The organism is Methylobacterium sp. D48H, from assembly GCF_053345715.1.
Genome location: NZ_JBKFAP010000001.1, coordinates 168,082 through 186,674, shown reverse-complemented (window position 1 = coordinate 186,674; position 18,593 = coordinate 168,082). Strand labels below are relative to the sequence as shown.

At 72.9% G+C, this 18,593-nt stretch carries 20 protein-coding genes; 6 read left to right on the top strand and 14 right to left on the bottom strand.

Translation table 11 applies throughout. The features are described 5' to 3' along the window. Positions 1 to 24 precede the first annotated feature (24 nt). Positions 25 to 960, bottom strand: a complete 936-nt coding sequence (locus ACLBX8_RS01040; RefSeq protein WP_447697657.1) for a LysR substrate-binding domain-containing protein — start codon at positions 958 to 960, stop codon at positions 25 to 27. 136 nt (positions 961 to 1,096) lie between these two features. Here ACLBX8_RS01040 and ACLBX8_RS01035 point away from each other — a divergent pair, with 136 nt between their 5' ends. Then, positions 1,097 to 2,686 carry a catalase gene (locus tag ACLBX8_RS01035; RefSeq protein WP_447714494.1) on the top strand — a complete coding sequence of 530 codons (1,590 nt, stop codon included), beginning with the start codon at positions 1,097 to 1,099 and terminating at the stop codon, positions 2,684 to 2,686. 85 nt (positions 2,687 to 2,771) lie between these two features. After that, the gene (locus ACLBX8_RS01030) at positions 2,772 to 3,248 is read left to right on the top strand and encodes a cupin domain-containing protein (RefSeq protein ID WP_447697655.1); all 477 of its coding nucleotides are present in this window, start codon (positions 2,772 to 2,774) and stop codon (positions 3,246 to 3,248) included. Here ACLBX8_RS01030 and ACLBX8_RS01025 read toward each other — a convergent pair. The 11 genes from ACLBX8_RS01025 to ACLBX8_RS00975 form a co-directional block, all read right to left on the bottom strand. Next, positions 3,200 to 4,444, bottom strand: a complete 1,245-nt coding sequence (locus ACLBX8_RS01025; RefSeq protein ID WP_447697654.1) for an MFS transporter — start codon at positions 4,442 to 4,444, stop codon at positions 3,200 to 3,202. The two genes, ACLBX8_RS01030 and ACLBX8_RS01025, sit on opposite strands and share 49 nt — an antisense overlap. Then, positions 4,441 to 6,072, bottom strand: coding sequence for an apolipoprotein N-acyltransferase (gene lnt / locus ACLBX8_RS01020; protein ID WP_447697653.1), 1,632 nt, complete (start codon positions 6,070 to 6,072; stop codon positions 4,441 to 4,443). The genes ACLBX8_RS01025 and lnt overlap by 4 nt, the downstream gene beginning before the upstream one ends. Before the next feature lie 88 nt (positions 6,073 to 6,160). Beyond that, entirely contained in the window at positions 6,161 to 7,294 is a 1,134-nt protein-coding gene (locus ACLBX8_RS01015) for a hemolysin family protein (protein WP_447697652.1), read from the bottom strand. Between the two features lie 36 nt (positions 7,295 to 7,330). After that, positions 7,331 to 7,810: an rRNA maturation RNase YbeY gene (ybeY, locus tag ACLBX8_RS01010; RefSeq protein ID WP_026604977.1), complete on the bottom strand. Its 480-nt coding sequence runs from the start codon at positions 7,808 to 7,810 to the stop codon at positions 7,331 to 7,333. A 2-nt stretch (positions 7,811 to 7,812) separates the two neighbouring features. Next, positions 7,813 to 8,919, bottom strand: coding sequence for a PhoH family protein (locus ACLBX8_RS01005; protein ID WP_091977046.1), 1,107 nt, complete (start codon positions 8,917 to 8,919; stop codon positions 7,813 to 7,815). Positions 8,920 to 8,956: 37 nt separating this feature from the next. Then, positions 8,957 to 10,294: a tRNA (N6-isopentenyl adenosine(37)-C2)-methylthiotransferase MiaB gene (miaB, locus tag ACLBX8_RS01000; protein ID WP_020093466.1), complete on the bottom strand. Its 1,338-nt coding sequence runs from the start codon at positions 10,292 to 10,294 to the stop codon at positions 8,957 to 8,959. Between the two features lie 155 nt (positions 10,295 to 10,449). Next, positions 10,450 to 12,186: an L-lactate permease gene (locus ACLBX8_RS00995; RefSeq protein ID WP_447680615.1), complete on the bottom strand. Its 1,737-nt coding sequence runs from the start codon at positions 12,184 to 12,186 to the stop codon at positions 10,450 to 10,452. Positions 12,187 to 12,529: 343 nt separating this feature from the next. Beyond that, positions 12,530 to 13,396, bottom strand: coding sequence for a lysophospholipid acyltransferase family protein (locus ACLBX8_RS00990; protein WP_091977043.1), 867 nt, complete (start codon positions 13,394 to 13,396; stop codon positions 12,530 to 12,532). Between the two features lie 4 nt (positions 13,397 to 13,400). After that, positions 13,401 to 13,916, bottom strand: coding sequence for a GNAT family N-acetyltransferase (locus tag ACLBX8_RS00985; RefSeq protein WP_012317649.1), 516 nt, complete (start codon positions 13,914 to 13,916; stop codon positions 13,401 to 13,403). Continuing rightward, positions 13,913 to 14,587, bottom strand: coding sequence for a tRNA (adenosine(37)-N6)-threonylcarbamoyltransferase complex dimerization subunit type 1 TsaB (gene tsaB / locus ACLBX8_RS00980; RefSeq protein ID WP_447714493.1), 675 nt, complete (start codon positions 14,585 to 14,587; stop codon positions 13,913 to 13,915). The genes ACLBX8_RS00985 and tsaB overlap by 4 nt, the downstream gene beginning before the upstream one ends. Positions 14,588 to 14,875: 288 nt before the next feature. After that, the gene (locus tag ACLBX8_RS00975; RefSeq protein ID WP_020093462.1) at positions 14,876 to 15,442 is read right to left on the bottom strand and encodes a NifU family protein; all 567 of its coding nucleotides are present in this window, start codon (positions 15,440 to 15,442) and stop codon (positions 14,876 to 14,878) included. Between the two features lie 190 nt (positions 15,443 to 15,632). On the opposite strand from ACLBX8_RS00975, the gene ACLBX8_RS00970 reads away from it, so the two are divergent. The 4 genes from ACLBX8_RS00970 (at position 15,633) to ACLBX8_RS00955 (ending at position 17,846) form a co-directional block, all read left to right on the top strand. Next, positions 15,633 to 16,100 (top strand): atp-dependent helicase, encoded by a 468-nt coding sequence (locus ACLBX8_RS00970; protein ID WP_447714492.1) that lies wholly within the window; start codon positions 15,633 to 15,635, stop codon positions 16,098 to 16,100. Between the two features lie 107 nt (positions 16,101 to 16,207). After that, positions 16,208 to 16,630, top strand: a complete 423-nt coding sequence (locus ACLBX8_RS00965) for a DUF2934 domain-containing protein (RefSeq protein ID WP_447714491.1) — start codon at positions 16,208 to 16,210, stop codon at positions 16,628 to 16,630. Between the two features lie 154 nt (positions 16,631 to 16,784). Beyond that, the gene (locus ACLBX8_RS00960) at positions 16,785 to 17,450 is read left to right on the top strand and encodes an HAD family hydrolase (protein WP_447714490.1); all 666 of its coding nucleotides are present in this window, start codon (positions 16,785 to 16,787) and stop codon (positions 17,448 to 17,450) included. A gap of 189 nt (positions 17,451 to 17,639) precedes the next feature. After that, positions 17,640 to 17,846: a hypothetical protein gene (locus tag ACLBX8_RS00955; protein WP_056522580.1), complete on the top strand. Its 207-nt coding sequence runs from the start codon at positions 17,640 to 17,642 to the stop codon at positions 17,844 to 17,846. A gap of 15 nt (positions 17,847 to 17,861) precedes the next feature. On the opposite strand, the gene ACLBX8_RS00950 is transcribed toward ACLBX8_RS00955, so the two are convergent. Further along, a complete protein-coding gene (locus ACLBX8_RS00950; protein WP_447714489.1) occupies positions 17,862 to 18,149 on the bottom strand; it encodes a hypothetical protein in 288 nt (95 codons plus the stop codon). Between the two features lie 104 nt (positions 18,150 to 18,253). After that, positions 18,254 to 18,559 (bottom strand): hypothetical protein, encoded by a 306-nt coding sequence (locus ACLBX8_RS00945; RefSeq protein WP_447714488.1) that lies wholly within the window; start codon positions 18,557 to 18,559, stop codon positions 18,254 to 18,256. Between the last annotated feature and the right edge of the window lie 34 nt (positions 18,560 to 18,593).

Below are 18,593 nucleotides of genomic sequence, written 5' to 3'. Positions count from 1 at the left end.
CTCAAGGTGGGCGTCCGCGGCGGCTCAGGCGACGGCCTCGCCGTCGCGGCAGGCGGCCGTGCCCGCTGGCGCGTGCGCCCGGAAGAAGGCGGCCAGGCTCGCGAGGCCGGCGGCCCGCGGATCGCTCGCGCGCCAGACCAGCGCGATGGTCCGCCCCGGGCCGTCGACGTCGAAGGCGCGGGTGACCGTCAGGCCGCTGGGATCGGGGCTCGCCGGCACCGCCAGCGCCGGCAGCAGCGTGTAGCCGGCGCCGGCCGCCACCATCGAGCGGAGCGTCTCCAGGCTGGTGGCGTGGCGGCCGACCGACGAACCGGCGCCGCAGGCGGCGATCGCCTGGTCGCGCAGGCAGTTGCCCTCGTCGAGGAGCAGCAGGTCCGGCCCCGCGATCTCGTTGGCGGAGAGCGCGCCGCCCCGGGCGAGGGTGTGCTCGGCCGGGCAGGCGAGCCAGAACGGCTCGACGAACAGCGGCGAGACCGCGAGCCCGTGCGACGGCAGCGGCAGCGAGACCAGGGCCGCGTCGATGCGCCCGTCGCGCAGCCCCTCGACGATGTCGGCCGTCCGCGATTCGGACAGCGAGAGCATCAGCAGCGGGTACTGCTCGCGCAGGGGCCGCAGCACCAGCGGGAAGAAGTAGGGGCCGAGCGTCTGGATCGCCGCCAGCACGAGACGCCCGGTGAGCGGCGAGCCGCGCCCCTCGCTGGCCAGCGCCAGGAGCCGCTGCGCCTCCGCCAGGACGACCCGCGCCTGCCGGACGATGGCCTGGCCCGCCTCGGTGAGCAGGATCCGCCGGTTCGAGCGCTCGAACAAAGTCAGGCCGAGCGCGGTTTCCAGCTTACGGACCTGCACGCTCAGCGTCGGCTGGCTGACGTTGCAGCGCTCGGCAGCCCGGCCGAAATGCCCCTCGTCGGCGACGGCGACGACGTATTCGAGATCGCGGAGGGAGAGGCCGGCCAGATTCATAGGCTGCGTCTATCAGAACCTTTGTGACGATGCATTTGCCTCGGGGTCACGCCCCAGTCATAACCCTTCACCAGAACGGTTCCAGGCTGACTCCGCTGTCCACCGAGAGCCTTCGCAGTACGGAGAGACGGTACGCATGAGCGATCAACGCCCGATCCTGACAACCCGCCAGGGCCATCCGGTCCGCGACAACCAGAGCACCCGCACGGTCGGTGAGCGGGGCCCGGCCACGCTCGAGAACTACCAGTTCATCGAGAAGATCACGCACTTCGACCGCGAGCGGATCCCGGAGCGCGTCGTCCACGCCCGCGGCGCCGGCGCCCACGGCTGGTTCGAGGCCTACGGCAAGATCGGCGACGAGCCGGCCTCCAAGTACACCCGCGCGCGCGTGCTGAACGAGACCGGCGTGAAGACGCCGATGTTCGTGCGCTTCTCGACGGTCGCCGGCGCCAAGGAGAGCCCGGAGACCGAACGTGATCCGCGCGGCTTCGCGGTCAAGTTCAAGACCGTCGACGGCAACTGGGACCTCGTGGGCAACAACCTCAAGGTCTTCTTCATCCGCGACGCGATCAAGTTCCCCGACATGATCCACGCGTTCAAGCCGGACCCGGTGACGAACCGGCAGGAGGCGTGGCGCTTCTTCGACTTCGTGGCCCAGCACCCCGAGTCGATCCATATGGTGACGCACCTGAAGTCGCCCTGGGGCATCCCGGCCAATTACCGCGAGATGGAAGGCTCGGGCGTCAACACCTACAAGCTGGTCAACGACCAGGGTGAGGCCGTGCTCTGCAAGTTCCACTGGGAGCCGAAGCAGGGCGTGCGCAACCTGACCTCGCAGCAGGCCTCCGAGATCCAGGCCAAGGATGTCGGCCACGCGACCCGCGACCTGTACGACAACATCAAGGCCGGGAATTTCCCCGAGTGGGAATTCTGCGTCCAGATCATGCCGGACGGCTCGAACGACCACCTGTCGTTCGACCCGCTGGACGACACGAAGCTGTGGCCGGTCGACCAGTTCCCGCTGCTGCCGGTGGGCCGCATGGTGCTCGACCGCGTGCCGGACAACTTCTTCGCCGAGGTCGAGCAGTCCGCCTTCGGCACCGGCGTGCTGGTCGACGGCATCGACTTCTCGGACGACAAGATGCTGCAGGGGCGGACGCTGTCCTACTCGGACACGCAGCGCTACCGCGTCGGCGCCAACTACCTCCAGCTGCCGATCAACGCGCCGCAGCCCGGCGTGAAGGTCTACTCGAACCAGCGCGACGGTCAGATGGCCTACACGGTCGACGGCACCGGCCCGAACAGGCACATCAACTACGAGCCCTCGACGCTGGCCGAGGGCCTGCGCGAGGCGCCGAAGCCCGCCAAGGACTACCACCAGCCGGTGGAGGGCCGCCTCGGCCGCTACCAGACCTCGCGGACCGAGGACGACTACACCCAGGCTGGCGTCCGGTACCGCTCGTTCCAGGATTGGGAGCGCGACGACCTGATCGCCAACCTCGTGGCCGACATGAAGCAGTGCCCCGAGCCGATCCAGCTGCGGATGGTCTGGCACTTCTGGCACGCCGACGAGGATTACGGCCGCCGCGTCGCCGAGGGCGCCGGGATCGATCTGGAGAAGGCCAAGGCCCTGCCGCCGCTGCCGGGCCGCGCCGCGCCGGGCAAGCGCCTGCAGTCCGAGACCCTGACCGACGGCTCGCAGGCGCACCGGGTCGCCGCCGAGTAAGCCTCGCGCGCGCGCTCATCGACACAGCCCCGCGCGGTCACCCGGCCGCGCGGGGTTCTCGTTTGCGGAACGGACGGGGGCGAAGATGGCGAGTGTCGTGCACCGCGGGCCCGGCCCGAACGCCGTCATCGGCGGCATGCGGGTCACCTATCTCGCGCGCAGCGACGAGACGGCCGACGGCCTCGGCATCTACCGCGTCACGATGGATCCCCGGACGCCGGGCGCGGGACTGCACCGCCACGCCCGGCTGACCGAGACCTTCTCGGTCGAGGCGGGCCGGCTCGCCCTGCACGTCGACGGTGCCGACCACGACCTCGGACCGGGCGACTTCGCGCTCATCCCGCCCGGCGTCGCGCACGCCTTCGCCAATCGCGGCGACCGCCCGGTGCGCTTCACGCTGAGCTTCGCGCCGGCGCTCGGCCGCGAGGGCTTCTTCGAGGGTCTGGCCCGCCTCGCCGCGGAGGGACGGCTCGGCGACGCCGCCGCGATGACCGACCTGATGGCCCGCTACGATCAGGAACCGCTGGCCGGGTTCGCCGGCTGGAGTTCGGTCAGCGGCTGAGCGGCCGGATCCCGCAGCTCGGGTTCGGCCGCGCTGACCTTCCGGTCGCGTCCGGCGGCGAGCCCGATCAGGATCGCCGCGACGGTGATGCCGACGAACAGGGCGCCCGGCACGGTCCAGCCGCCGGTCGCCTCGTGGGCGAGACCGAAGACCAGCGGCCCCAGCGCGGCGCAGGTGTAGCCGATGCCCTGCGCCATGGCCGAGAGGCCGGCGGCGCTCGCCGCGTCCGCGGCGCGCAGCACGATCAGGGTCAGGCCCAGCCCGAAGCAGCCGCCGATCCCGAAGCCCAGCGCGCATGCGGCGGGGATCCGCACGAATTCCGCCCCGAAGGCGAGGACCACGAAGGCGGCGGCCGTCAGGCCGGGAATCACGACGATCCAGGCGCGCTGGTCGCGGGCGCGGGCCGCCAGCATGGCGACCAGCAGCGCGCCCGGCGCCTGAACCAGCGTCGCCAGCGAGGCGTAGAGCCCGGCATTCAGCGGCGTCAGCCCGCGGCCCTGCAGCAGCAGCGGCAGCCAGCCGAACAGGATGTAGGCGAGCGACGATTGCAGGCCCATGAAGCCCGTCACCCACCACGCGAGCGGGTTGCGGAGCAGCCGCCCGGCCGAGGGCGCGGCGGTCGAGGCGGTCCGGCGGGCGAACGGGATCCACACGAAGGCCGCCACCAGCGCGGGCAGCGACCAGATCGCCAGGGCGGAGGGCCAACCGCCCCCGAGGGCGTGCTCCACCGGCACCGAGGCCCCGGCGCCCGCGGCCGCGCCGAGGCACAGGGTCATCGTGTAGAGGCCCGTCATCAGGCCGCCGTTGCCGGCGAAATCGCGCTTCACCAGCGCCGGCAGCAGGACGTTGTCGATCCCGATCCCGACGGCCGCCAGCGCCGTCCCGGCGAAGAGCGGCACGAGCCCGCCGAGACCGCGCAGCGTCAGGCCGGCGACGAGGATCGTCGAGCCGGCGAGCACGGCGAGGTCGGGCCCGATCCGGCGGATCAGCGGCGCGGCCAGCGCGCAGGCGATGCCGAGGCACAGGACCGGCAGCGTCGTGAGGATGGCGGCGCCGCCGGCGCCGAGCCCCGTGCCGTCCCGGATCGTCGCCAGCAGCGGGCCGACCGTGCTCAGCGCCGGGCGCAGGTTGAACGCGACCAGCATCAGCGCGAGGCCGAGCAGGAACCGGTTGGCCGTCGCCCGGTCCGCGCTCACGGCCGCCGCCGCGCGATCACGGCCCCGCCCAGGCAGGCGGCCAGCATCAGCGCGAAGGCGGCGTCGCCGAACTGGCCGTAGAGCGTGCCGCCGACGATGCGGGCGGGCAGGTCGGCGTCGAGCCAGGTCTCGGTGTCGAGCGCGGTGCGGGCGACGACGCGGCCGTGCGGGTCGATCACCGCGGAGATCCCGGTATTGGCGTCGCGCACGAGCGGCAGACCCTCCTCGACGGCGCGCAGGCGCGCCTGGGCGAGGTGCTGGCGCGGCCCCGGCGTGTCGCCGAACCACGCGTCGTTGGTGACGTTCAGGATCAGCCCCGGCGGCTGCGGGGACGGCGCGGCGTGCCCGGCGGGCAGGATCGCGCCCGGGAAGATCGCCTCGTAGCAGATGGTCGCCGCGACCGGCGGCAGGCCCGGCACCGTCAGGATCCGCTGCCCGGCGAGCGTCCCGGCCGAGAACCCGCCGGGGATCGCCACGAACTGGCGCAGCCCCACGGTCCGCAGGGCGGCGTCGAGGGGCGCGGGGAGGTACTCCCCGAACGGGACGAGGTGGACCTTATCGTAGCTGTCGGAGATCCGGCCGTCCGGGCCGATCACCAGGACGGCGTTGTAGAAGCGCAGGCGCTCGCCCGGCAGCGGCTCCTCGGCGCGGGCCGCCCCGGTGATCAGGTGCTGCCCGGGCTTGAGGCCGGCCGCCACCTTGGCCAGGGCGTCGGGGTCGCGCTGGATCAGGAACGGGAAGGCCGATTCCGGCCAGACGATGTGGGTCGGTTCCGGCGCACCGGCCTCCGTCGGGCGCTGGCTCAGCTCGATGTAGCGGTCGACGATGTCGGCCCGGTTCTCGGGCCTGAACTTGGCGTCCTGGGGCAGGTTGGGCTGGACGAGCCGCAGCCGGACACCCGTGACCACCGGGTCGGGCGGACCGAGCCGCTCGGCCCCGTAGAGCGCCAGGCCGGCGAGGACGATCGCGGCGGCGGCGCTCGGCCCGAACCGGGCGCGCGGATTCGCGCCGGTGGCGAGCGTCGCGGGCGCCGCGCAGACCAGCGCGGCCAGGATGCACAGGCCGTAGAGCCCGATCGCCGCCGCCCCCTGCATCAGCCAGAGGTTCTGGGCCAGCGCCATCCCGAGGGTGTTCCAGGGGAACCCCGTGAACAGGTGGCCGCGCAGCCAGTCGGCCGCGCCGAGCCCGAAGGCCAGGGCGGCGATCCGCGCCGCGCCCCGCCCCCAGAGCAGGCCCGCGGCGCCGAAACCGGCGCCGTAGAACAGGCCGAGGACGAAGGGCAGGCCGATCACGCCCAGCGGCAGGGCCCAGAGGAACTCGTCGGCCTCGACCAGGAAGGCCTGGCCCAGCCACCAGAGCCCGGCAGTGAGATAGCCGAAGCCCCAGGCCCAGCCGATGAGGAAGCATGGCCCGAATCGCCGGAGTGTCGTCCGACCGGCCGCAGCCCCGTCCTGCAGCCAGACCGCGATCGTCAGGGAGACCGCGAGGGCCGGGAGGAGCCCGTAGGGCGGCATCGCCAGCGCGCCCAGGGCGCCGGCGAGCCACGCCAGCCCGAGCCGGCGCCAGCCGGTCAGGCGCGCGATCGCCAGCACCGCGCCGGGGACGCGCGCCCGCTCCGGATCGGACATGGGACCCGGGATCGGCCCGCGCATCGGTGCGCCGGCCGCCGCGGGCGACCGGGCGAAACCGTCCACCAGACCCGTCACGCCGCGACCGTCACGGGTGCGGCGTCTCGGCGACCGGGGCGTTCGCGGGCGGCGGCAGGGCGAGCGGCACGACATTGCCGATGCGCGCCGCGCCCTTGTGGAACCGGAGCCGCTTCAGGCGGCGCGGATCGGCGTCGAGCACCTCGAACTCGAGGTCCCCGGGGCCGGCGATCAGCTCGCCGCGCGACGGGACGCGGCCCGCCAGCGTCACGATCATGCCGCCCAGCGTGTCGATCTCCTCGGCCATCTCGCCGACGGCCGCGACGAGGTCGACGCCCGTCACCTCGGAGACCTCGGCCAGCGGCGTGCGCGCGTCGGCCACGAAGACCTCGCCCTCACCCTCGACGCGCTGGACGTGCTTGTCCTCGGCCACGTCGTGCTCGTCCTCGATATCGCCGACCACGACCTCGATCAGGTCCTCGATGGAGATCAGCCCGTCGGTGCCGCCGTACTCGTCGATGACCAGCGCCATGTGGGTGCGGGTCGCCTGCATCCGCACCAGCAGGTCGATCGCCGGCATGGAGGGTGGCACGAACAGGACCGGCCGCTGGATGCGCGCCGCCGCGAGCGTGGTCGTCAGGTCGACCTTGCCGAGGTCCAGGCCGCGCGGCAGGCGCGCCGCGGGCCGGCGCGGGCGCGGTGCGGTCGGCGTGTCCGCCGCACCGTCGACCGCGAGATCGGCGGCCTTCGCGACGGCGGGCGCGCTGCGCCGGGCCGGCTCGGCCTTGGCGGCGATGTGGTCGACGAGGTCGCGGATGTGGACCATGCCGCGGGGATCGTCGAGGGTCTCGCCGTAGACCGGCAGCCGGGAATGGCCGGCCGTGCGGAACAGCTTGAGCAACTCGCCGAGGCTCGTGTCGTTCGAGACGGCGACGATGTCGGCCCGGGGGACCATCACGTCGTCGACGCGCACCTTGTGCAGGCCGAGGACGTTCTTGAGCATGACGCGCTCGAGCGGGGTGAGGCCGCTCTCGCCGGCGTCCGGCTCCGCCAGCGCCTCCTCAAGACCCTCGCGCAGCGAATCGCGCGGCTTGAGATGGAGCGCCTGGAGCAGGCGGTCGTACCAGGGCTCCCGGTGCTGGGACTCGCCCTCGGTGGAACTGGGCGCGGCCAGGGCCGCGCCGCGACTTCGATCGTTGCTCATGTCTCTCGGGTCTGGGGTCGCTCGGACGTCGTGCGCTCAGGCATAGGGATCCGGGATGCCGAGGGTCGCGAGTGCCGCGACCTCGAGGGCTTCCATGGCATCGGCCTCGGCCTCGCCGATCTCGTGGTCCTGACCGAGACAATGCAGGGTGCCATGGACGAGGAGGTGGGCGAGGTGATTCTGGAGCGGCTTCGACTGCTCGGCACTCTCGCGCACCAGGGTCTCGTACGCAAGGACCACGTCGCCGAGGGGCGCGGCGGTCCCGGCATGCCGCGGCTGCGGGGCGGCCGGGAAGGACAGGACGTTGGTGGGCTTGTCCTTGCCGCGCCAGGTCCTGTTGAGTTCCCGGACGGCGGCGTCGTCGGTCAGCAGGACGCTGACCTCGACGGGACCGTCCGGCCTCTCGGGGGCGACGGCGAGCCCGGCCTCGACGGCGCGGGTGACGAGGGCCTCGAGGTCCGGAACCGCCGTCTCCCAGCGCGCGTCCTCGACGGCGAGGTCGATCTCGTGGGGCATGGTCACGCCAGGGGCCGGCGGCGGGGATTCGGGTTGCGGTCGGCCTCCGCGCTGCCGTGGGCGGCGCGCTCATAGGCGGTCACGATCCGGCGGACGAGGTCGTGGCGGACCACGTCGACGTCCTTGAACCGCACGTGCCCGATCCCCTCGACGCCCTCCAGCACGCTGACCGCTTCCACGAGGCCGGATTTCTGGCCCGGCGGCAGGTCGATCTGGCTCGGATCGCCGGTGATGATCATGCGCGAGCCCTCGCCCAGGCGGGTGAGGAACATCTTCATCTGCATGGAGGTGGTGTTCTGCGCCTCGTCGAGCAGCACCACCGCGTTGGTGAGGGTTCGGCCGCGCATGAAGGCGAGCGGCGCGATCTCGATCTGGCCGGTCTGGAGGCCGCGATCGACGTGGCGGGCCTCCATGAAGTCGTACAGGGCGTCGTAGATCGGGCGGAGGTAGGGGTCGACCTTCTCGCGCATGTCCCCCGGCAGGAAGCCCAGGCGCTCGCCGGCCTCGACCGCGGGCCTGGACAGGATCAGCCGCTCGGCATGGCCCTGCTCTAGGAGCGACACGGCGTGGCCGACGGCGAGCCAGGTCTTGCCGGTCCCGGCCGGGCCCTCGGCGAAGACCAGCTCGTTGGTGCGCAGGAGCTTGATGTAGGCGTCCTGTGCCGGGTTGCGCGCCCGCACGGCCCCGCGCTTGCGGGTGGCGATCTGCTCGAAATGCGGCCTGTCGGCCTCGGCCGCGATGACCTCGGCCGGGAACAGGGTCGCCTGCGCGGTGGCCTCGCGGATGGCGCCGTCCACGTCGCCGAGGGTCAGCGTGCTGCCGCCGGTCCGCACCCGGGCGTAGAGCTTCTGGAACACCCGCCGCGCCGTCTCGGCGGCGTCGGCCGGCCCCTTGATGACGAGGTGGTTGCCGAGCGCGGTGGCGGTGACCTCCAGCCGGCGTTCGATATGGGCGACGTTCTGGTCGTACTGGCCGAAGACGAGGCTCGCGAGGCGGTTGTCGTCGAAGGTCAGCGGCACCTCGACCGCCTCGTCCGATCCGGCCGGCCGCGCCGCCGGGCCGCGCCCCTTGAGCGCGCCGCGCGCGCCCGCACCGTCCGACGCGCTCAAGCCGCCATCCTCGCCATCATCCCGACCGCTCCGCTCCTCACGCCGCCGCAGCCGCGGAGACGAGTTCCCCGAACAGGCTGTTGGACCCCGCCTCGGTGATCCGCACGGGCACGACCTGTCCGATATGGTGAGGCGCGGCGTCGAACTGGACGGCCAGCAGGTGCGGCGTCTTGCCCGCGACCTGACCGGGATGCCGCCCGGGCTTCTCGACCAGAACGTCGAAGACCCGCCCGACGGCCGCCCGCTGATAGGCGTGGCGCTGGCCGTCGAGGAGCGCCTGCAACTCGGCGAGCCGGGCCGCCATCACGGCCTCCGGCACCTGATCGGTGCGGTCGGCGGCCGGCGTGCCGGGGCGTGGGCTGTACTTGAACGAGAAGGCGCTCTCGAAGCCGACGTCGCGCACGAGCCGCAGGGTCTCGGCGAAGTCCGCGTCGGTCTCGCCGGGGAAGCCGACGATGAAGTCGGAGGACAGGGCGATGTCGGGCCGCGCCGCGCGGATCCGGTCCATCAGCCGGCGGTACTGGTCGCCGGTATGCTTGCGGTTCATCGCGGCGAGGATCCGGTCGGAGCCCGACTGCACCGGGAGGTGCAGGTAGGGCATCAGGGCCGGCACCTCGGCGTGCGCCCGGATCAGGGCGTCGTCGAAGTCGTTCGGGTGGCTCGTCGTGTAGCGGATCCGCGCGATGCCGGGGATCTTCGCCACCGCGCGCACCAGGTCGGCGAGGCCCGCGGGCGCGCCGTCGGGGCCGTCGCCGTGATAGGCGTTGACGTTCTGGCCGATCAGCGTGATCTCGCGGACGCCGCCGTCGGCGAGCTTCTCGGCCTCGGCGAGCACCGCCGCCACGGAGCGCGAGACCTCCGCGCCCCGCGTGTAGGGCACCACGCAGAAGGCGCAGAACTTGTCGCAGCCCTCCTGAACGGTGAGGAAGGCCGACGAACCGAGCGTCCGCCGGCGGGGCAGGTGGTCGAACTTGTCCTCGACCGGGAACTCGGTGTCGACGACGCGGCGCTCGCGGGAGCGCGCCAGCAGGTCTGGCAGCCGGTGATAGCTCTGCGGGCCGACGACCACGTCGACGGCGGGCTGGCGCGCCTGGATCTCGGCGCCCTCGGCCTGGGCGACGCAGCCCGCGACTACGATGCGCGTGTCGAGGCCCTGCGCCTTCCGCTCACCCTTGAGCACGCGCAGGCGGCCGAGTTCGGAATAGACCTTCTCGGCGGCCTTCTCGCGGATGTGGCAGGTGTTGAGGACGACGACGTCCGCGTCCTCGACCGTGTCGGTCGCCGTGTAGCCCTCGGCGCCGAGGACGTCGGCCATGCGGGCCGCGTCGTAGGCGTTCATCTGGCAACCGTAGGATTTGACGAAAGCCTTCTTCAACGCGCGCCGTCCCGAACCGTCCGATGATCCTTGCACCCGCCCCGCGGGGCCCGGCACGCGGCCTGTAGCACGGATCGCGGGGGCCGTCGCGGCGCCCGAGACGCGACCGGCCGCCCGAGGGCGGCCGGTCAGAGGCTGTCGCGGTCGAACCGGCCTCAGTGGGCGGCCGGCGCCGCCGCGGGCAGGTCGATGACCATCTGCTGGAAGAACGGCACGTAGGCCTGCAGCATCACGAACAGCCCGACGAGGCAGGCCAGCGCGATCGAGTGCCAGAACACGAAGCGCAGGATCTTGCCTTCCTGGCCGAAATAGCCGGTGGCCGTGGAGGCGACGACGATCGACTGGGCGTCGACCATCTTGCCCATCACGCCGCCCGACGAGTTCGCCGCCGCCATCAGCACGCCCGAGAGGCCGAGCTGCTCGGAGGTGATCCTCTGGAGGCCGCCGAACAGCACGTTCGAGGCCGTGTCGGAACCCGTGAGCGCCACGCCGAGCCAGCCGAGCAGCGTCCCGAAGAATGGGTAGAGGATGCCGGTGCCCGCGAAGGCGAGGCCGAGCGTGGCGTCGACGCCCGCGTAGCGGGTGAGGACGCCGAGCGCGAGCATCGCCGCGATGGTGATGAGCGAGTAGCGCAGGGCCCAGATGGTCTCGAAATAGGCGGTGACGAGGCGCAGCGGCGAGAACCGCATGATCAGGCCGGAGATGATCGCCGCGATCAGCACGCCCGTGCCGGTGTACGACATGTAGGTGAACAGGAAGACCGCGCCCTCCGGCACCGGCTTGGCCACCACCGGCGGCACCTTCATGATCACGTTGTGCAGGCCCGGCACCTCGTATTTCCAGGTGAAGAGCGGGTTGACGATGCCCTTGAACCAGCCGGTTCCCCAGACCGCGACGATGACCGAGAGGACGATCCACGGCACCCAGGCCATCAGGATCTCGCCCTGCGAGGCGGTGCGGGCGCCGGTATGGACCGGGGGCGTGCCGGGCACACCGGCGCCGAGCGCCACGGGCCGCGGACCGGCGACGGCGAGCGACGGATCGTGGCCGCGCAGGGCCGGCGACGACCAGATCTCCTTGGGCTGCCAGACCTTCAGGAACAGCACCAGGGCGAGCATCGAGGCGAGCGAGGCGCCGATATCGACGATCCACGGGTTGACGTAGTTCGAGATCAGGAACTGCGCGACCGCGAAGGAGGCGCCGCAGACCAGGATCGGCGGCCACACCCGGATCATGCCGCGGAAGCCCGCGAACACCCAGATCAGCCAGAACGGCACGATCAGCGAGAACAGCGGCAGCTGCCGGCCGATCATCGCGCCGAGGATCTCGGGCGGGTAGCCGGTGACCGAGGCGAGGCCCTGGATCGGCGCGCCGAGCGCCCCGAAGGCCACCGGCGCGGTGTTGGCGATCAGCGACAGGCCGGACGCGGCGAGCGGCGAGAAGCCGAGGCCGATCAGGATCGCGCCCGTGACGGCGACCGGCGTGCCGAAGCCGCCCGCGCCCTCGAAGAAGGCGCCGAACGCGAAGGCCACCAGGAGCAGCTGCAACCGCCGGTCGGCCGTGATGCCGGCCACGGACTGCTGCAGGATCGCGAACCAGCCCTTCTCCACCGTGAGCCGGTAGAGGAAGATGACGTTGAGGATGATCCAGCCGATCGGGAAGAAGCCCGTGACCATCCCGAGGATGGCGGCGCGGGTGGCGAGATCGGTCGGCATGCCGAAGCCGACGATGGCCACCAGCATGGCGAGGCCGAGGGCGATGACGGCCGCGATATGGGCCTTCACGCGCCCGCTGGCGATCATGGCGAGCAGTGCGATGACCGGCACTGAAGCGGCGAGCGTCGAGAGCCACGGGCTCCCGAACGGGTCGTAAACCTGGTTCCAGGTTTGCACCGGGCGTCCTCCAATAATTTCCGTCTGTTCCGGATTGCGGCCTAGCTAGCAGACGTGTTCCGGCCGCTCAATGCGTTGAATCATGTATTCTGACGGTGATTCCACCGGCTTTCTCTCGCGCGGATCGGCGGATCCGCCCGGTCGAACAGCGACGAGTTGGTCTCGAAAGGATCAGATCCGTCCGGAACAGGCGTAAAATCTGGAGCTGAGACAGGATTCCGTTCGCGTTCAAGAGCTTAGGCGTGGAGAAGCAGGCCGCGCGCGCCTCCCGCGGTGCCGGGGTCGCGGGCGCGCCGGCTCCGGATCCCGAGGCGGGCGCAGCGTCCGGCGCAGCGCCGAGGATTCAGACCGGCGCGATCTCCGGCCCCTGGAGACCGATCTCCGGGGCGGCCGGCCGCGCGTCGGGTGCCGGGGCGGTGCCGGCGCCCGTGCCGGCGCCCCGCAGGGCCGCGCGCACCTCGGCTTCGGCGGCCGCGGTGGCGACCTTCCGGTCGGTGGTCGCCTCGAAGGGGATCGGCGCGCCCCAGACCACGTGTACGTCGATGGGGCCGCCCTGCACGAAGGTCGCGAGGTGCGGCACCAGCTCCATGTCGCCGTACCACGCGATCTCCGCGCGCTCGGCGCGCGTGACCGGCAGGCCGTTGCGCCGTGGATAGGCGATGGCGAGCGGCTGGAGGCGCACCCGTCCGCGCCCGGCCTCGGCCTGCAGCGCCGCGCGGGCGGCGCCGACGAGGGACGAGCGGAACGGCAGGAGCCGGGTCCCGTCGCCGGTGGTCCCCTCCGCGAACAGGACGACCAGCTCCCCCTCGGCCAGGCGGTGGCCCATGGCGGTGCTGACGCTCGCGGTCGCGCCGCGGCGCTGCCGGTCGATGTAGATCGTCCGCTGGAGCCCCGCGAGGACGCCGATCAGCGGCCAACCGGCGATCTCGGACTTCGCCACGAAGGAGAGCGGCCGCAGCGAGCCCACCGCGATGATGTCGAGCCACGAGACGTGGTTGGCGAGCACCAGCGCCGCCTCGCCGGGGGCCGGGGGCGTCCCGCTCTGCGTGACCCGCACCCCGAACAGCCACAGGAAGACGCGGTGGAACAGGATCGGCGCCAGGGTCGCGCGGCGGCCGAGGAGCCGCAAGGCGATCCAGTGGGGCGGTCCCAGCACCGCGAAGGCGAGGGCGAGGGCCGCGACGCGCCAGGCGATGCCGAGGCGGCTCACGGCGTCACAGGTCGGCGCTCATCGTCAGCGCGGTCGCCCGGCTGCCGTCGGCCTTGAGATAGTAGCCGGTGCGCGAACCGACCTGCCGGAATCCGTGCCGGGCGTAGAGCCGCAGGGCGGGGGCGTTCCCCTCGTCGACCTCCAGATGCACCCGGGCGACACCGTCGAGGGCCAGGCTCGCCAGGTGCTCGCGGAGCAGCTTGCGGCTGTGGCCGCCGCCGCGCAGAGCCGGGGACAGCACGACCGTCAGGATCTCGGCCTCGTCGGCGGCCCGGCGCGAGAGCACGAAGCCCTGGAGCACGCCCGCGCGCCAGAGGGCGTGCGCGTGGGTCGAGCGCTCGCAGAGCATCCGCTCGAACTCGTGCGCGTCCCAGGGCCGCGCGAAGGCGGTCGCGTGGAGGCGGGCGAGGGCAGGGGCCTGCGCGGCGTCGCGGAGCGGCGCGACGTAGGGCTCCGGGGTCAGCGCGTCCCACCACGCGAACCACCAGTCGAAGGGCCAGAAGGGCAGCGGGCGCGTCATCGCCGTGCGATCCGCGCGTGGTCCTGCGGCCGGGCATCCGGGCCCCGCAGGTAGAGGGGCCGCGCCAGGGCCTGCGCCGGGTCGGCGACGAGGCCGAGGGAGGCCACCGCCGCGATATCGGGACCGCCGACATGGGCGACGCGCGCCGCGACGCCGCGCGCGGCGAGCACGGCGGCCAGCATCGGCGCGCCGGAGCCGGTCAGCACCACCGGACCGTCGCCCAGCTGCTCGGCCGCCGCCTCGACGGCGAGGTGCGCGGGCGCGAGGCCGTCGCCCGGCCCGAGGGCCTGCACGTAGACGGCGCCGTGGCGGGCGTCGATCACCGCGGCGATCGTGCCCGCGACGGTGTCGGCCAGGAGCGGCGCGAGGAGCGCCGAGAGGGTGCCGACGCCGACGACGGGCTTGCCGGTCGAGAGTCCGATGGCGCGGGCCGCCGACAGGCCGACCCGCAGCCCGGTGTAGCTGCCGGGCCCGACCGTCACGGCGACCCGGTCGATCGCCTCAAATCCGCCCTCGACCCGGGCGATCACCCGCTCGATCAGCGGCAGCAGGGATTCCGCGTGGCCGCGCGCCATGGGCAGCGACTCGGCGGCGAGGGGCGCCTCGGACTCCTCCGCCATGACGCAGGCGGCGCAGGTGTCCAGCGCTGTGTCGATGGCCAGGATACGCACGCTCACTCCCACAGGCCGGTCCGCGCCGACGGTTGCCTCCCTGCGCCGCGACGGGCGCGAAGAGCCTCCAGCGTTAGAGCAAAACCGCCGCCTCGTCAGCGGCGGGGCGCCCGCACCGGGCGGATCACCGGTGGAGTGTTGCCGGCTTGCGCCGGTGCGCGCCCGCGGCCTCGGACGGGTCCGGCGCACAGGCCCCCGGCTCCGCCGCGAAGGCGGGAGCCGGCGGGCAGCCGAGGGCCGTTCCGGCCCTCCGGCGTGCCGCCCGCACCGCGGCGCGGGCGCAAATCCTCAGATCGCCTGGACCTCGCGGATCTCCGGCAGGAAGTGCCGGAACAGGTTCTGCACGCCGTGCCGCAGGGTCGCCGTGGAGGACGGGCAGCCCGAGCAGGCCCCCTTCATCTCCAGATAGACCACGCCCTCCTTGTAGCCGCGGAAGGTGATGTCGCCGCCATCGCCCGCTACCGCCGGGCGCACCCGGGTCTCGAGCAGGTCCTTGATGGTCACGACGGTGTCGTGGTCCGCCTCGTCGTAGAACTCGTCGCCCGGCTCGATCTCGCCGTGGCCGCCCTCGGCCATCACGGGCGCGCCGGACTGGAAGTGCTCCATGATCGCGCCGAGCACCGCCGGCTTGACCTGCGCCCAGTCCGAGCCGTCCTCGGCCTTGGTCACCGAGATGAAATCGTGGCCGAAATAGACGCCCGCCACGCCCGGGACGGTGAACAGCGCCGCGGCCAGGGGCGAGCGGGCGGCGGCCTCGGCGTCCCGCGCCTCGAAGGTCGATTCCGCCAGCACGACGCGGCCGGGCAGGAACTTCAGGGTGGCCGGGTTCGGCGTGGCTTCGGTCTGGATGAACATGGTGGCGATACTCCGCTGCGCCGGTTCAAGGCCGGCCGGGACAGGCGCCCCGAGGCGCCGCCTCCCATGTGGACCGGCGATCGGATTTTCTCAACCTGTCGTCCGGTCCCGCCGGCGCGCGAGAGTGGACATTCGGCCGACGGCGCGACAGGACGAACGCCGTCGAACGCCAGAGGAGCCGGCAGTGGACATGACCGCGGACCAGACCCTCGCGCAGGACTTGCTGAAGGATCTGCGCGAGGCCCAAGCCAAGCTGGACGCGGCGCGCGCGGAAGCGGCCTCGCTCAAGGTGCTGCTCGCGCTGCGCACGCATCAGCACGACCAGGCCTGGCAGGAGGGGCAGCGCCTCGCCGCGGCGCTCGCGGAGGCGCAGACCCGCTCGGAGGCGGCCACGACCGCGCGGGCCGAGACGCAGGTGGACGCGCAGGCGAACGCGGCCGCGTCCGAAGCCGCCGCGATGGCCGACGAGCGCACCGAGGCGGTCCGGACCGTCCTGAGCGCGGTCCTCGCCAGCATCGGGCACCGCGCCCTCGACCGGCGGCGCTTCCAGGACCTGATCGCCCGGGCCGGCCGCGAGGCGCCGGATCAGGGTCCGGGCGCGGCCCGGCACGCCGTGCTGCTGACCGAGGCGCGGCGGGTGCTGGGGATCGCCCAATAGGGCGGCCCGAAGCGCGCGCACCGCGACCGGTCGCCGGCGGCAGGGTTAACCGACGCTTAACCCGGCTCTCCCATCGTTGTCCCCGGGACGGACAGGAGATCGACCGCATGCTGATCAGCGAGCACCACGTGCGCGAGTGCGCCTACTACATCTGGGAGAACGAGGGCCGGATTCACGGGCACGCTGCGGCCCACTGGATCCGCGCCGAGTCCGAGCTGCGCGCGAACGCGATGCTCGCGGCCGCCGCGTCCGAGACGGTCGAGGCCGCCAAGCCCGTCGAGGCCGCCGCGAAGGCCGCGCCGGTGAAGACCGCCGCCAAGCCGGTCGCCAAGCCGGTCGCCAAGACCGCTGCCACCAAGACCGCCATTGCCAAGCCCGCCGCGTCGAAGACCGCCGCTGCCAAGCCCGCGGCCGTGAAGGCCGCCGCGAAGCCGGCGGCCCCGAAGCCCGCCCGCGCCTCCAAGGCCGCGGTGACCGCCGGCCTCGCCGCCAAGGCGAAGCCTGCCCGGACCCCGGCCTCGATGCACTGAAGGGTCGGCGCCGCGGCGCCACCACGGCCTTTCCCGGAGCCCGCCCCTCGCGCAGGGGCGGGCTTCCGTCGTTCGTGGGCCCGGCGCGGAACAGGCCGGGCGCCGGCAGGTTGTCCGGCCTGATGCGGGCGCAGGGCTCCGCGACGGGGCTGCGATGAGCGCGGTGATCTTCGACATCGACGGGACGCTGCTCGACAGCGTCGACCTGCATGCCCGCGCCTGGGTGGAGGCCTTCGCGCATTTCGGCGTGGAAACCGGCTTCGCCGAAGTCCGCCGGCAGATCGGCAAGGGCGGCGACGAGCTGATGCCGGTCTTCCTGTCGGAGGAGCGGATCGCGCGGGAGGGCGAGACCATCGAGGCCTACCGCTCCGACCTGTTCAAGCGGCGCTACCTGTCCGAGGTCCGGCCGTTCCCGGGTGTCCGGCCGCTGTTCGAGCACATCCGCTCCGCCGGGCTGAAGATCGCGCTCGCCTCGTCGGGCAAGCGCTCCGAGGTCGAGCACTACACCGAGATCCTGGAGATTGGAGACCTCGTCGACGTCGCCACGAGCTCGGACGACGCAGACCGGTCCAAGCCGCACCCCGACATCTTCGAGGCCGCCCTGGCGAAGCTCGACGGCGTCCCGCCCGACGCGATCATCGTCGTCGGCGACACCCCCTACGACGCCGAGGCCGCCGCGAAGGCGGGCCTGCGCACCGTCGGCCTCCTCTGCGGCGGCTTTCCGGAGGCGGACCTGAGGGCGGCCGGCTGCGCGGCGATCTACCGGGACCCCGAGGATCTGCTCCACCGATTCGCGGAGTCGCCGCTGGCGAGCGGCTGAGCGCCGGCCCGGCAAGCGGATTCCGCGGCGGGTCCGGCATCATCCACACATTCCCGCCACGCTGTTGCAGCGCGGTGACGCGGAGCGATGCCGGCTACGTATTCACGCGAAAAGGACTGGTGCCCGTCGATCGAAAGGCGTAGCGACCCGCCCGCCAATCTGGACTCCTTCGAAGGACGAGCGCCTCGCATGCCCCAGACTCACCAGGCCGGCCCGGCACCGCGCTTCGTACCGGTCGCCAAGTCGCTGCCGGAGCAGATCGCCGACGCGGTCGAGAGCCGGTCGACCCCGCTCAGCCAGCTGCTCCGCCTGATGGCCGCCCTCGATGCCGAAGGCGGGCACGAAGCCCTGCGGCTGCGGCTCCGCGCCCGGATCGGCGCGCCGCTCGACGCCTGACCCCCGCGTCGCGGGTCAATGCCGCCGGTGCCGATGGCGCCGGCCACCCCGCTTCGCCGCCGGTGCGGCCGCCTTCGCGACGCGGTCCATGCAGGCGAAGTAGATCCGGCGCCCGATCTCCTCGAGTTCGAGACCCTGCGGGTTGGGCGCCGAGAACACCTTCGCGCGGGCCTCGTTGCGGCAGGCCGCGTCCTCCGGGCTCCGGATCGGCGGCTCGGCGCGGGCGGCCCCGCAGGCCAGGGCCGAGACGATCCAGGTCGCTGCCGCGATCGATACGCGCGTGCTTGCCAGGGTACTCGGCATACTGACGTTCGGACCTCACTCGCTCGGGACACAGATAGAGCGTCTCGATCACCCGTGAAGCTTGGTCAGAGTGCGGGCTCCGGCAATAATCGACAGCCTTCGCGTCAGGGCACGATCCAGCGGCACGGACCCGCGACGGCGACGGTCAGGCACTCGTAGGGCGCCCCGCCGATCAGGGCCCGCTGCTCCACGGTGCCGATCGCGCTGCGCGGGATCCGCCGACAGCCGGCCTCCGTGGGGGCGGGGCCACCGCTGCCCGAGGCCGCGTCGATCCGCCGGGCGGCAATCAGCGTCTCGCAGGCCATGACCGAGTCCGCCCCCTGCGCGCGGGTCGTCCGGGGCGCGACGGCGACGGACACGGCGGCGAGGACGAGGACCGCGGGGAGAACCAGTCGGGATCGGGACAGCATCGCGGCCTCGGCTGCCCGCGCCGGACGGGCGCGT